Here is a 14,541-nt window from a genome sequence, read left to right on the forward strand (position 1 = left end):
TTGCGCCAACGGATCGGGGCTTGCGGCCAAGCCCCTCCGCGCGCTTGTATTTATTTTAATTTCACATAATCATCCACCGTGTAGTCTTTGCCGGCGTCCCAGTTCGGGAATTGGAAATCCGTGATGTCAACCTTGGCGCCTTCCGACTTCGCCTTGCCGACCGCATCGGCAAGCCCTTTGTTGAGCTTCTCATCGTACGCCTGGAGCAGCGCCGGCAAATCCTTCTCGGCGCCGGTCAGCACGGACTGCAAGATATCGCTGTACCCCGGCTTGACCTTCGGCTGCTGCAACGATCCGAGCTCCACGATGACTTTGGCCGTCTCCGGATTGCGAACCGCGTAATCAGGGCGAAGCTTCAACAGATCCTTATGCAGCTTGAGGAACGTGTTGAACTCCGGATACGGATATAGCGAAGTATCTTGGTTGATGCTATCGAGCGGGGTAAGCGCCACGCCGCTTTGCAGATACTTCGTATAGAACGGCGGTGCCGCGAACGCCTTCTCGATGAATTCCCCGGCTTCCTTGGCATGCTGCGACGCTGACGAGATCATGTAACCCGACGGATCCGCTTTCACGTAGAAGTAGGTTGGCTTCTGGCCGGTCGGGGTTGGCACCTGGGCCAAACCGAAGTTTGCTTCCGGCGTGTCCCGCTTGACGATCCACATCCGTGCCCGGCCGTCGATCAGGAAGGCCGCCTTTCCTTGCCCAAACAAGACGCTTGATTCTGTCGCCTTCAGCGTATACGAGGAAGGCAAAATGCTGCCGTCGGCTTTTAATTGCTGCAGGAAGCCGAACGAGTCCACCGTCGCTTTCGACTCGTACACGTACTGGCCGGTTTTGTAATCGAATCCGCCCGCTTCTTCGGGCGAGATACCCGCAGAAAGCGCATCGACAAACTTGGATATACCTGATGCCGATCCCGTCTCGCCTCCACCGAACACGATGCCGTATACGTCGCCCTTGCCGCTCGCCGTTACTTTCTTGGCGTCTTCGCGAAGCTCGTACCAAGTGGTCGGCGGTTTCTCCGGATCCAGGCCCGCGTTTTTCAATACGTCTTTGTTGTAGTACAAGATTGCGCCGAGCTGAGGTCCGGTCAACGGCCAGCTGTAGGTTTTGCCTTCAATGACGTTGACACCTTCCACGAACGCGCCTTCCCCGAACTGCTGCTTCCAGGCATCGGAGACCAGCCCGTCGAATGGTTTGGCCCAGCCGTCGGCCACGAGGGTTCGGATGTCCGAATTTTGCGGTGTCTGGAAAATATCGGGGAGCTCATGGGATGTCGCGGCCGCCTGAATGGCCGTATTGTATTCGCTCCATGCCATATACCGGGCTTCGATCCGTATCCGGCCTTTGTTCTGCTCGTTGAATTCCTTGATCATGCGCTGCCCCGGGCTCTCATCGCCCTTCAAAAAATCGCTGGCCCCCCATAACGTGACTACCGTTTCCTTTTGCGTGGCGTCGGAGCCTTTCGCGCTCGGTTTCGCCACCGTTTCTCCGGTCGAAGCGTTGTCCGAGCAGCCGGCCAGTAAAGCGGCCGCAGCAACACCAATCACCGTCAATTGAAGTCGTTTGTTGATCATGCAAGATCCTCTCCCAGTCGTTCGAATGATTTAGCCTTTGATTGCTCCCGATACCCCTTCGATAAAATAGCGCTGCAACGCGACGAACACGGCCAGAATCGGCACTAGCGAGATGCTAGCGGCCGCCGCCATGCCGGTCCAGTCCATCGTATTCTCACCAGCGAACTGAAACATGCCGACGCCGAGCGTGCGCAGCTCCGGCTTGCCGAGCGTGAAGATGAGCGGCATGAGGAACGCGTTCCACGTCCACATGAATTGCATGATGGCCGTCGTTGCGATAATCGGCTTGGACAGCGGCAGGATGATCTGAGCGAACGTTCTGATAAAGCCGCTCCCGTCAATTTCCGCCGATTCCGACAACTCCTTCGGAAGTCCCCGGAAGAACGCGACGAACAGCAGGATGAAGAGCACATGCGCCCCGCCCACCTCCGCCAAAATGACGCCCCACAACGAGTTGTTCAGGCCAAGTGAATTCACCAACGTATACACCGGAATAATCGTGTACCCTTTCGGCATGAACATCGTCGCAGTGACGGCGGATATGAATACCAGCCGACCCTTGAATCGATGCCGTCCGATCGCGTAGCCGGTGAGCGAGCAGACGATTATGACGATGGCGACGACGAATACCGTGATGATGATGTTGTTCCAGAAATAAACGGAGAAATGCGCCGTCTCCCATGCCCGTTTGTAATTAGAGAACTGGAAGCTTTGCGGCAGTAGTTTGATCCCGGATATGATATACTCGTTGTTCGTTTTGAACGAAGACATAATCATCCAAATGAAGGGATACACCCATACGATGCCGATCGCGACAAGCAGCACATGTACGAGGACGAATGCCGGCGATTTCTTTTTCCTTGTCAGGGTCATTACCTTCACCTCCTAGAATCGTTCGGCATTCCGGCGGCCGCCGGACCATCGGACCAGCAAGCCGAGTGCAAGCGAGATAATCATGACCACAATGCCGTACGCGACGCCTGCTGCCGAAGCGAATCCGACACGCGCCCCTCCGTTGCCGGAGAAGGCATATCGGTAAATGTACACGTCCACCATATCGGTTTTGAAAGCTGGCCCTCCGTCCGTCATCGCCTTCACCAAGTCAAACACATGCAGCGCGTTGACGGCAGACATGAGCAGGATGACGCTACCGATGGGCAGCAAGAGTGGGATAGTAATATACCGAAGCAACTGAGGTGCCGAAGCACCGTCGATTCTGGCTGATTCATACAGCTCCTTCGGCAGCGACTGAATACCGGCGAGCCAATACACTAGCTTCATGCCGAAGGTCTTCCAAATGCCGACGAGCACTACGACCAAGAATGCCGTATCGATCGAGCCGAGCCAGTCGACCGGCGCGGACAGCAGTCCCAGCTTGATCAGCAATTCATTGACAACGCCTTTATATGCGCCGAATATAAACCGCATCACCAGGCCGACGACGGCCGTCGTCGTCACGACCGGCAGGAAATAGATCGTTCGATAGATGATCTTCCCTCGCAATCGTTCGGCGTTCAACAGCAGCGCCAGCAACAGAGCGAGCGGCACTTGGACGGCCACCACATAAGCCATGAACAGCAGACTGTTGCGAAATGCATTCCAGAAAATCGGATCTGTTAGCGTCTCGATAAAATTGTCGAAGCCGACGTAGTCATGCGGCGGCCCGTATCCGTCCCAATCGAAAAAAGCATACACGTAGCTCATGACGATCGGATATGCCGTAAATAGCAGAAACAATGCCAGCTGCGGCGCGATAAAAGCCAAGCACCAAAATTGCTGACGCGTCCGGAATCCGACCAGTGGACCGGTGCGCTTCTTCGCGACAAGAACTCGGTTTGCAATGCTCATTCGCGTTCCTCCTATTCTCAGCCTAATCGCCGGTGCTCGAAGACTTCGTTCCACTGCGCCAAGGCCGCCGCTCCGATCAGGCCGATGTTCTCGCCCAGCTCCGAAGCCGCGACTTCCACCCGCTCGCGCCTCGCCAGATAGGATCTGTCGTACAGCTCTCGGCGAATTTCTTCAAGCAGCGGACTCCCTTCCTCTGCCAAAGGGCCGGCCACCATCACCTTCGGTACATGGAACATGTTCAAGTACGATGCGAGCACCGTGCCGATTCGCCGGCCTGCCCGCGAGACCGCCTCATGTGCCTGACGATCCGATTGCCGCACCCGATTCAGCAGCTCCTCCTCGTCAAGGGCATCAAGCTCCGATGCAATGGCCGTAAGCGAGGTATATCTCTCCAGGCAGCCACGATTGCCGCAATGACAGATTGGGCCATCCGGATTGTACGTCATGTGGCCGAACTCGCCCGCTCCCGTAGAACCGCCGCGGTACAGCCGGTCCCCGATAACGAGGCCGGAGCCGATGCCCGGCCCGATGTAAATTAATAGGAAGTCCGTAAGCGTTCGTCCGGCGCCGAACATTTTCTCCCCCATCGTCATCGTACGAATGTTGTTGTCTATGTACACGGGCAGCCCGAGCCTTTCTCTCAGAAGCGCGGCTAATGGGACGTCTTTCCAGCCCAAGTGATCCTTGCTCAAATACGTACCGGATTCGAAGTGGACAAGTCCAACCAACCCCAAACCGATAGCAGCGATCGTGACTTCCTCCGATTCGGCGATGCAGGCGTCGATCTCCGAGATTAGGCGTTCGATGAACGCACTCTGGCCTGACTCCAGCGAAATCTCGTAACGACGCAGCGTTTGGACGGTTCCATGTATATTCGCCAGCCCGATCTGCACTTCGCGCGCGTTCATGTGCACGGCAAGTGTATTGCACGCATTCGGATGAAAAGCTAACGCGACGGATTTGCGTCCGGCCCGTCGCCGATCCTCTTCCAGGTTACCTTTCTCCATTACCAGGGTCTCATCGAGCAATTCCGAGATCAGATTGGATATGGTCGCCGGCGTCAAGGATGTAATCTCCGCTATGTGCTGCCTGGAGATCGGTCCGTACCGGAGTAGGCATTGCAGTACCGTCCTTTTGTTCGTCTGTTTGGAGCGCGCGGTATTGTGGCCTATTAGCACCATAAGGTCAGCATCCTCTCCCGCGTCGCGTCATAGATCCGCCGCGCAACGGAAGCCGAGATTCCCCGTCGAACTGTCCGGCGTATTGGAGCTTCGCGCCGCCACTCGATATCGGTTGCAGTACGACTTGTGGCATAGATAAGAGCCGCCGCGCATGCTGCGGTTCGTTCCGAGGGTGGGTCCTTTCGGATCTTTGTGCCTTGAATGCTTGGCCGCGGAAGAGGAAAACCAATCGGAGCACCATTCCCACACGTTGCCGACCATGTTGTACAAGCCATAGCCATTCGGAAGATACGATTGCGCCGGAGCCGTGCCGACGTAGCCATCAGACGCTGAGTTCTTCATCGGGAACTCTCCTTGCCAGATATTGCATCTGTGCTGCCCTTCCGGTTTCAGCAGGTCCCCCCAAGGGTATTTTTTCTGCACCAAGCCCCCGCGCGCGGCGTACTCCCACTCGGCCTCGGTCGGCAGTCTTTTGCCAGCCCATCGGCAATAAGCGACTGCGTCATTCCACGAAATGTGAATAACGGGATGATCCATCCGTGCCTCGACCGAGGACTCGTTCCCCTCTGGCTTTCGCCAATGGGCTCCGTTCACCGCCAGCCACCATGGGATTCCGGGAACGATGCGGGCGTCGTGTTTCTTTGCTTCCTCTGTTACGAACAAGTGAAACACAAACGACCAGCCGAAACGTTCCGCTTCCGTCACATAACCCGTATCCTCGACAAAAATTGCAAACTTGGCGTTTGTGACCGCCATGGGATCGATGTAAAAGGGCGACAGCTCGATCTCTCTAACAGGACCTTCCCCGTCTTCTTGAAATCCTTCCTCGTCGTCCGTTCCCATTAAGAAGGCGCCGCCGTTCAAATACACCATTCCATCTTTGTTCTTCTCACTTGTCCCAACGTGATGGCCGGAAGCGACTGTTGGTGTTTGCGAGGCCTGGTTCCTCCCGATGCTGCAGCAAGAAGATGGTTGTCTGATCATCGTCGTCCCTCTCTTTAATTAATATTTTAAATTAACCAATTCGATCGACCAGGAACAAAAAAAAGACGCAATTTCCCCTAATAAGGAAATGGCGTCTCCGGTTCGTCCGGTCAACAGCGTTTTGAGTTATGTCAAGTATTATACTCGGATTACTAGATATTTCAAGATCTTTTATTTTCGCCTATAGCTCATCCCTTTCATTTTTGTCGAAGGCTTCTTTGTAACAGATGTAGTTATGCCTGATTTTCTTTCTATGACAAACGGGTATACAAGTCGCTCGTTAAACGGCTACTTTATGTTTTGTTGAACTCACCTACTTCGACATAAGAGATTGTATTTGTAACAAACGGGGATTTTTCAATTGAGACGGCAAATGACAGGACTAAATTCATTTGCACAGGATTTTATACATATGTCTATAAATAGCTTTAAAGCCTTACTTGACTGGATTTATATATGGTGTCATACACGCCCTTTCTTATTGTTTAGAATATAGTTTGGAAATTTGTTTTCCTTTGTTCTAAACCCTGGTGTTTTATATGGTGTATAACACTATATAAAAATTTTGATTTGTTTAGTTCACCTGTCTCACTAGATAAAGCTATCAGCCTGGCGGGATTATCGAACTGGCGGTTACGCCGAAACATCGTGAGGAATTCGCGCGGCAAAGACGTCAACTCGTGGTCGGGGAAGATAAACAATTCGTGTTCCTAAAGCCAGAGCTGCAGGGAATCGTGCGGCACCGCGGCTGGACCAGGCTCCCCCCACCAAAAAAACTGTAACTCCCTTTCCCATGCTCTTTTTTAAGTATACCATCTCGTGAAATGACCACCAAGCTATTAGCTGGAATATATAGTGCTAACAAGCAATCATCCGCTATGGCAACATCAGCCCTGTCCGCCAATTAATAGTTATTTGGGTGTCGAATTATGCGCTTTGGTGGCATTTGCATCTACCACCCTGATATACCTTGGTTCATTCCCAAAGGGAGTCAGTAAGTCCATATTATGGATTGGATTTTGGGTCGTAATTTATTCCTTAATTGACGTTATATTTTTGTTTTACGGTGTGATGATACATTTTAACGGTTGGAGCATGCTTTATTCAGTTTTATTCAATATGGTCATGTTCCCAATGCTTCGATTACATTTTTCTCGGCCATTACTAGCGTATATGGTCTCAATACCAATTGCTATTGTACTATTGGTTATATTCAAGGTCCCAATTAAATGATGGGCTCTAGTTTTTTAGAGGATGCTTCTGCACTTCGTTCAAGGCGATCGTCATAAATTATCGGGTTAGTTGAGAAAACGGCAACCGATCGTTGACCGGCTACAGCTGTTGGGTCAAGGAAAAACTCCAGTACCAGAATGTATCAGCTACATGCTAAATTGTCTGGTGAAAATGTGATGACTCCCCATAGCTAAAGCTAGGGGCTTCTCGGTTCAACGAGAGTTCATCGATCTGGCAGCCTTTTAATAAGTTAAGGGTTAATGTGGACTTAGTACTTGAGCTTTTGCGCATGTTTCATATTGACATGTACATGAATCTGAAGAGATTCCGACGTAAGGTGAAAATCTTCCCGGCTCCGGAGCCGTTTCCACACCTGATTGTTCTTTCTATACAGTTCATGTTCCAAGCGAAGCAGATCTGTGTCTCTCTTAAGCCCTTTCTCGTATGTTTGCCGAATTTCTGCTTGCACTTGTTCTTCCGCCTTTCGCTGCAAATCCGGTTCGGACAGCGGGAGCAAGGCTTCGCTTACGATTCCCGTCAGCGTGACGTTCAAAGAGAACGCCACCTTATCTTTATTGATTAGCGGTTGGATTGTAACCTTGGGACTCTCAAGTGATAATACGACCATCGGTTTGCCATTATGAGAACGGATAATCAACGGGCTTCGTTTTGTCTCCGGATTAAACCAACGAAGTCCGTAAAGTTCCTCCATCCTGAACCATCCTTGATACACTTTGTTTTGGAAGACAAAGCAGCCATCCTCCAAGAACATCGGCTTCGGTGTTCCGCCACTTTGCCAACTTGCTTTAGATAGGACAACGGAGGGAACCAGAACCGAATTGCTAGGTTCACGGAATTCCGCAGCAAACTTCACCAATTTCATGGGTGGGATTAGTGATTCTTGAAGGTACGTTTCGTTCGGTTGATGAAGCAGGGAAATGAGCGGCGGATAATTGAAAAAAGAGCCGGCCGTGAACAGTTCCTTGATGTCTCCTTTCGTTCCGAACAGCCATGGGGTGTAACGCATTTCGTAATAGCGGGCAAGTAACTCCCGGGGATCCTTTGCTGCATTTTTTTCTATAATTCCCTTTCCTAGGACGACCACGTTGACATGCCCATAGAAAATCCGCATCTGGGATGTCCGGTAGAGTTTGTTGAGCGCGACACCCAACGTCTCTCCTGTACTATTACCGACCCAGGTCGGCACCTCTTGAGCCGCTTTCCCTTGTTCCGTTTTGGCAACCGAAGAAAAATCCAGCATTTGCACATACACCGCATACTGCCCGTCGATCAAATCAAATCCAATCGCGGTGAGGTAATTGACATCTTGAATCGTCTTGCTATCCCAGCACCCGTTAAGCAGCAAGGCCATCAACACCCACAAAGCGGTGGCTTTGGCGCGGCGGATCATTGGCCCCCCTCCCCCTGTCTTGTCGAATCCTCCGTCTCAAGGATCTCCGCTCGACGGTTTTTTAGAATCCAAGGTTTTCGCACCAGTGCGGAGAGGAAATCCTTCCAACGTATAGGAGTAAGTGGGGAAAGATAAGGCACTCCAAAAGATTCTAGCGTCGACAGATAAACTACAATTGCGATCGTTGACAGAATGAACCCAAACATTCCTAGCGTGGAAGAACAAAGCATAACAAAGAGACGGATCAGGGTGACCGCACCTACCAACGACTGGTTGACAAGAGTAAAGCTGGCCACCGCGGTAACTGATGAGATCACAAGAAATGTAGTCGATGCCAATCCTGCCTTGATTGCCGCATCACCCACCACAATGCCGCCGACGACGGCCACCGTTTGCCCGACTGCCTTAGGCAGGCGCTCGCTGGCCTCACGGAACAGTTCGAAAAGCCCCATCATGAGGAACCCTTCAAGTTGGGCGGGCAATGGCAGTCCGATGCGAGACATGGAGATGGTGGCTACGAGTGGATAGGGAATCTGTTCGATATTGAAAGAGGCGGCCGCGATCCAAAAACCGGGAAGTAGCAACCCAATGGCTAATCCTGCAAATCGAAACCACAGACCGAACGTCCCCATATAAAACGGGATATAACCGTCTTCCGGTGTTTTCAGTAGTAGCGTCAAATTTGCCGGTCCGATGATGGCAGTCGGGGCCCCATCGACGAGAACGGCAAATCTGCCGCGGATCAGGCAATCTACGACGAAATCGGGGCGCGTTGTATAGTGTAGCAACGGAAACAGGGTGATTTTCCGATCCGCGAGTAGCTCTTCTAATTGGCTGCTGCTTGACAGTATATCGAGGTTAAGGCGTTGAAGCCTTTTCCGTGCTTCTTCAACAAATCTCGGCTGTGTAATATCCTCGATGTAAAGTAAAGCCACCTTAGTCTGGCTTCTTTTACCGATGGAAAATTGCTCATAGTGCAAGGAATTGGTACGCAATCGCTTTCGAACCAGCGCCACGTTAGTGTCCAATTCCTCTACAAATGCGTCCCGGGGACCTTTAATGGCAATTTCGGTGTTCGATTCATCGACCGCCCGATGCGGGGGACTGGAAATATCGAGCGCATATACAAGATCCAACTTTTCCAGGTATAGAAGAAGATGTCCTGAAAAGACAAGCTCAACGATTTTCTGTGTTTCGGATACGCGGGATACATTCCACCTGCTATCGAGCTCTCGACCGAACTCTTGATTGATCATAATATCCAAACGACGGAGTACCTCATCGATATGTTTCGTCGCAGCCAACCCATCGCAGTACAGCAAAAATACGGGTTGCCAATGATCTGCATCTCCCAGTTCATATCGCTCCATTTTGAGGTCGGCCGATTGGCGGAACAGCTGCTTGATACTTTCCCGCGTCCATTGCTGTTGGTTCGGTGTCATAAATTTTCACCTGTTCTTTTCTTTGATCGAAGGGTAATCAGGAATAAAGTAGCCAGGACCAATGTAGTGATGCCTAAAGATCCTGGTAAATAGTAATTTTTTAGGAACGCTAAGTATTGCATATCACTGACAGGTAAGACCACAAGAATCAAGATGACAACACCGAGCATTATCAGCCAGGCGGTTCTTATTTTCTTTTTGGAACTGGGAGTCATCAGTTCGGTAAGAAGAAACAAGGAAAGAGCGATTCTTGCGAAAGCTCCCGTTAACCATTGATAAATGGACAGAAAATCCACGTGACGGATGTACTTCCCGATGCTGACCAGGCGCCATTCCTCATAAGCAGGATACCGCAGATCCGCTGCCTCAAAGGGGCCGAACTCGGCGATCGCTCCTGTCACCGGCCCTAAGACAAGAAACACCAAAAAAAGGGCCAATAGCCAAATTGACCACGGTTTTACGTTCGTACGAAGATGCTGTTGAATAAGCAAAAGCATTATCAGTTCGACAAGTCCTCCACCGATATACAAGCACCCGTGAACCATAGGAAGCATGCCATTTTCTAGGATTGGTGTTAATAGGCTGTAATTTTTTTTGGGTAAGTTGGCGCTCATAACGAAATCACCGAACACGATGACAAACGGTAACAAGAAGCCCGAAGAGAAAGCAATCGCCCGAATTCCAGCAAATGCAGCGCTGCAGCATAGCCCCAGGATCGCGGCTGCTTCGACTATGGGTGGTGTACTGGGCAAATACGAGGAGTCTGTCCACATCACCGTCTCTTTTACCGTCATGACGCTGATTAGAAACAAGTACCCGATAAAAAAACATCGGAATAGCCCGCAGACAAAGCCGCCGTAATGATGCCGCAACCATGGCAAAAGTGGCTGCTGATTCGTCCGTTTCATAATGAGATATAGTAATGTGGCCCATATCATGTATGGCGGAATAGTACTTAGCACACTGAGCCATGCATCTCTCTTCGCAATCTGAAGCAGAGGAGGAATGACCATGACATGATTCATGAGACCGACGCCTAGAACAATCACACTGAAGATGGAAAGAACATTGAGATTATTAGTATCAGTTCCGGACGAGGGACTCACAAGGCCATCTCCTATTGTAATAGTGGTGTGTTAACGAATAATATTTCCATTTAGAAAGTAAGTATACATAGCCTGGTCGGTCAGGAAAACAAACCCACGCTGCGGAGGCGATCATCTCGATTCCTCTGGTCAGTCCATAAATAGCTAAAATTCGATTTTGCTGCGACTCAAATGTTCCTTCCGCATTATATACACTCAAATAACGGGAAACGCAGTAATCGTGCTTCATCGCCGAAGCGTTCAAATTGGATATACCTCCCGATACGAAGAAGGATAGTAGCATGAACAGCACACTGATGACGAGGCTTCCGATGATGCTGAGGTGTAGTAGATTGGTCACGTCCTTCGTCAAATGCTTCGTCGGAATAACGCTGATATACTTCCAACCGTCGACGAACCTAGACGTATAGTACGTGACGATATAACCGCTGCCCCCGATCCACCGCGTGAAATGGCCCGGCCCTTCGCTGCGCCTATCCCTTCGCAATCATGAAAGGCAATCGTAAACATTTTAGAGGTTCAATCGGAGCTGCACCGTTACGTCTGCAAGCCGCCGGCGTCGGGCTGGCAGCTCGTGCGCGAAATCGAGCGCTGATTGCGCGGCTAGTCAAAGAAGAACCTCGATCTCCAGCGGCTTCCGCGCGCTGAGCGTGACGCGCACTGCAGCGGCAAATGCTTAGTCCGGCGAAGTGAACCGGCAGATTGCAGCACTCTGCAGGAGCCGGGCGGGGCTTTTACGCTTCACCAGTAATTCAGTGCACTTCCCTGCGCGGGAGGATGCCGGGAACCGAGAACGATCGAAGAGCCTGATGAAAAGAAAATACTGCTTATTCAGTACTTTAATAAGCTCGGTCAATTCTATTTATGAGCGGCGGCGATTGGTAAGGTCTTTCGTTTCCTCGATTTCATTCCCCAACGCTCGTGCCCCCTCCGAACCACTATTAATTTATACATATGCGCGCCTGGATGACGAATGGTATGCAGGGGTGAAAGCAGTGAGGGAAGCAGAAAAAGAAGCAGCTAAAGCTCGAAAGAAACGGGCTTAGCTGCTTGGCGGTTTTGTTATTCGTTCGTCAAATCCGTATGGTTAATACCTCGTACGATCTCGGTTGTCCAACTTACAAGCAGACAAAGGCCATTTCGTTCAATGCCCCATTTTCTTTTCTCTTGACCATAGTACCCACCTAATATTTCTTCTAGGCCATTGTGTAAGAAATCCCGATCTTCTCTTTTAAACATACTGAAATCGAGTGATGGACCATCTGGGTTATTAAATGGGAATTGTACTTCTAACCAATCTAGTACATCCTTATCTTCGATATGCTGTCGAACTTCTTCGATGGTGTAGCTGATGCCTTTATCAAGCAAAAAAGACAGTTCCTGAATTAATGTTGTTGATGCAGTAATCTTTCTCAATCTATCGCCTCCCCGTTTTTTCCAATTCAGTATATCTCAAAATGGTAGAAACTTGTACGTTTTCCCGTACGCGAATTTAAGAGGGCGCCGAAGCTCTTGATACACAAGGGTATAGCGCTCACGTAGTATCTGCTATCGTGTCGATATTGGGGCGCTGGCCAATGGCAATCCTAAGCGTTCTGGAATGTGGTTTCTCATTATCGCGGTGGTCGGATTCATTGTTCGCCAATCTGTTTTATCATCTCGGCCGTCTTGTTTGTTGTCGCCGGGGTAATTGGAGTAAGGCAAAACAAGAAAGTTCAAGCGTAAAGCAGAGCTCCCAGCTGGAGGCCCTTTTTGATTTTCGGAGGCTCAGAAACCGACAAATCTAGTCTGCCAGCCACTCCAATCTTCAAGTCGCTGCCCTGAAAATATAAGCTCATCAAGCAGCGTTAAAAAATCATTATCAGACGAATGAACGACTCTCGCTTTGATTACGCGATCTGCAGCGGTCACGGCAACATCGTCAGAAATTCTGAACAAAGAGAGCTGGCGGATAATATGTTGGATGGCCGAGTTCAAGTGATGTGGATCCGGAACGCGGCGCCAATAATCCTTGCCTTCCATGGTTACGACCACGATCCATACATTTTCCCATGTCGTATCTCTGCCTACGTTTGTAGCGAAGTAAGGGCACGCGGATGGATTTCCATTACAGCGGGATGATTTCCATGCGCGGAGCTCGTCTCGATCGGAGAAATCAATCCACTCTCGGCCGCTATGATAGTGTCGACACCGCATTCGTGGGTACTTCGATGATGATTCGCTATAAAATGGGCACTTCATCAGTACGGAGACTGCTCGTAGATAGCGCGAGCTTCTTTAATCGATTTGAAATCGAATTCGCTGTAAATCGCCCGGACCAACTTCTGCAGCTGCTCTTCGCTGTACCCGAGCTTCTGCGCGCCCAGGATCGCGTATCCGAGGCAAGCGTTATTGCTCCAGGGCTCACGGTTGAACATGTCCCGATCGATTAGCTTACGGAGATACTCTGCACGGTTTCCATCGGCTTCGCTGTCGACATACTCCCATGTGTTTGTCGGCAGCGTCAGGGAAACCTTTTTAGTTTCTCCGATGGCCGGCCGCCCGACAGGCAGGCGCGCTCCCTTGTTTCGCATCTCCAACATTCGTTGACTAAGCGATTTATACTCCTCATTTGCCCATTCTTGATGAGCCTTGACCATGCTCTCAAGATCAGCGACGTAATTCCATTCCTCGTCGCCGTCATCCCACCGAACATCGAACGTGCCGTCCTCATTATCAGATAATACCTCAAACGTTCGCGTCTTCTTTTCCCCGCCCAGAAGTGCATTGTAGACTTTCCCCACCTCAAATTTAATGCCGGAACACGCTCCTAGAATTTGTATTTGAGCCAATCATAATTTATGGAACTTTAATTTTCAATATTTTATGGAACATTAATTTTAGGGAGGAAAAAGGATTAACGATACTTATGGAGAAATGATCGTTTGCATGGCACCCTTATGGCATTAGGAGTTGCGAAGGATCTGAACGAGGCGGAGTCAATGGCGAAGGAGATTCGGTAGATTATTGATAGCCTATACAGAGGGAAGCTTTGCATAAAATTTTTCAATAAATAAAAGAGATGCTTTCAGATGAAGCATCTCTTTTTATTCACTCTCTCCTTATGTTCGAACTCGGACATTAGTTCAAAAGGGGATCATCATAAAAGAGCCCGCACTCCATGGAGGTAACTCTGGTCGGGACTACCAAATACTCCTGTGCCAAATAGATAAAACGTATATCTTTTGGTTTCAACCGTGAAGAATCACCAACCTTCACAAAGAAACTCTCATTTCCATTTGCTACGAACATATCAAGGCAAGGCGAGACAACATATCCGTTTTTAGTCCATTCACTTGCTTTGTGCCGAAAAGACTCATACCGCCCATTTCCGACGACAATCCGAATGAAATCAATTTGTTCTTGGAATTTGGATTGTCGAGCCAATAGATTGAAACGATCAATAACATCATAGCCCTCACTTTTGAAGTAATGCGATGTCCAATAAGTCTCCCAGCCACGCGAGGAAGATTTGAAAAGGCCAGGGCCATCCCAACCCAAGGCTTCTTGCGGTATAAATTGCGTTAGGTCCACCTTATACAAAAAGTCCTTATAAAACGGTATCCGTATAACAGTGATGGTAAGTTGATCGGGTTTGGCATCAGACGGAAACAAATCTTTCATATCGTAATGGGTCTGACTCATTAGCATCACCTACCAAGATTTTTGCGAGCAATCGGCTTGTGCCGCTTTTTGTGCTTGCTTCTGTTGCAATTC

12 protein-coding genes are annotated in these 14,541 nt (G+C 50.0%); all 12 read right to left on the reverse strand.

All coding sequences use genetic code 11. The annotated features are described in order from the left end of the window. Positions 1 to 50: 50 nt before the first annotated feature. The 12 genes from BMZ79_RS29290 to BMZ79_RS29335 all read right to left on the reverse strand — a co-directional run bounded on the left by BMZ79_RS29290 (position 51) and on the right by BMZ79_RS29335 (position 14,448). Positions 51 to 1,580 (reverse strand): ABC transporter substrate-binding protein, encoded by a 1,530-nt coding sequence (locus BMZ79_RS29290; RefSeq protein ID WP_090647615.1) that lies wholly within the window; start codon positions 1,578 to 1,580, stop codon positions 51 to 53. Between the two features lie 30 nt (positions 1,581 to 1,610). Further along, positions 1,611 to 2,453: a carbohydrate ABC transporter permease gene (locus BMZ79_RS29295; RefSeq protein WP_090647617.1), complete on the reverse strand. Its 843-nt coding sequence runs from the start codon at positions 2,451 to 2,453 to the stop codon at positions 1,611 to 1,613. 12 nt (positions 2,454 to 2,465) lie between these two features. Continuing rightward, positions 2,466 to 3,428: a carbohydrate ABC transporter permease gene (locus tag BMZ79_RS29300; protein WP_090647620.1), complete on the reverse strand. Its 963-nt coding sequence runs from the start codon at positions 3,426 to 3,428 to the stop codon at positions 2,466 to 2,468. A 17-nt stretch (positions 3,429 to 3,445) separates the two neighbouring features. After that, positions 3,446 to 4,492: an ROK family protein gene (locus BMZ79_RS29305; protein ID WP_177222408.1), complete on the reverse strand. Its 1,047-nt coding sequence runs from the start codon at positions 4,490 to 4,492 to the stop codon at positions 3,446 to 3,448. A gap of 144 nt (positions 4,493 to 4,636) precedes the next feature. Continuing rightward, on the reverse strand, positions 4,637 to 5,593 hold the full coding sequence (locus BMZ79_RS29310) for a formylglycine-generating enzyme family protein (RefSeq protein ID WP_090647624.1): 957 nt from the start codon (positions 5,591 to 5,593) through the stop codon (positions 4,637 to 4,639). Between the two features lie 1,501 nt (positions 5,594 to 7,094). Further along, positions 7,095 to 8,237 carry a Ger(x)C family spore germination protein gene (locus BMZ79_RS29315; protein WP_090647626.1) on the reverse strand — a complete coding sequence of 381 codons (1,143 nt, stop codon included), beginning with the start codon at positions 8,235 to 8,237 and terminating at the stop codon, positions 7,095 to 7,097. After that, positions 8,234 to 9,679 carry a spore germination protein gene (locus BMZ79_RS29320; RefSeq protein ID WP_090647630.1) on the reverse strand — a complete coding sequence of 482 codons (1,446 nt, stop codon included), beginning with the start codon at positions 9,677 to 9,679 and terminating at the stop codon, positions 8,234 to 8,236. Before BMZ79_RS29320 ends, BMZ79_RS29315 begins: the two co-directional genes overlap by 4 nt. Beyond that, complete coding sequence (locus BMZ79_RS29325) at positions 9,676 to 10,785, reverse strand: GerAB/ArcD/ProY family transporter (protein WP_177222409.1); 1,110 nt, start codon at positions 10,783 to 10,785, stop codon at positions 9,676 to 9,678. Before BMZ79_RS29325 ends, BMZ79_RS29320 begins: the two co-directional genes overlap by 4 nt. A gap of 1,062 nt (positions 10,786 to 11,847) precedes the next feature. Beyond that, a complete protein-coding gene (locus tag BMZ79_RS33940) occupies positions 11,848 to 12,201 on the reverse strand; it encodes a hypothetical protein (protein ID WP_143089151.1) in 354 nt (117 codons plus the stop codon). A gap of 351 nt (positions 12,202 to 12,552) precedes the next feature. Next, positions 12,553 to 12,807: a hypothetical protein gene (locus tag BMZ79_RS33945; RefSeq protein WP_143089152.1), complete on the reverse strand. Its 255-nt coding sequence runs from the start codon at positions 12,805 to 12,807 to the stop codon at positions 12,553 to 12,555. A gap of 218 nt (positions 12,808 to 13,025) precedes the next feature. Beyond that, positions 13,026 to 13,568 carry a hypothetical protein gene (locus BMZ79_RS29330; RefSeq protein WP_090647634.1) on the reverse strand — a complete coding sequence of 181 codons (543 nt, stop codon included), beginning with the start codon at positions 13,566 to 13,568 and terminating at the stop codon, positions 13,026 to 13,028. Between the two features lie 337 nt (positions 13,569 to 13,905). Further along, positions 13,906 to 14,448, reverse strand: coding sequence for a hypothetical protein (locus tag BMZ79_RS29335; RefSeq protein ID WP_256253218.1), 543 nt, complete (start codon positions 14,446 to 14,448; stop codon positions 13,906 to 13,908). Positions 14,449 to 14,541 lie beyond the last annotated feature (93 nt).

This window comes from Paenibacillus sp. UNC496MF, assembly GCF_900113915.1.
Taxonomy (GTDB): domain Bacteria; phylum Bacillota; class Bacilli; order Paenibacillales; family Paenibacillaceae; genus Paenibacillus_Z; species Paenibacillus_Z artemisiicola.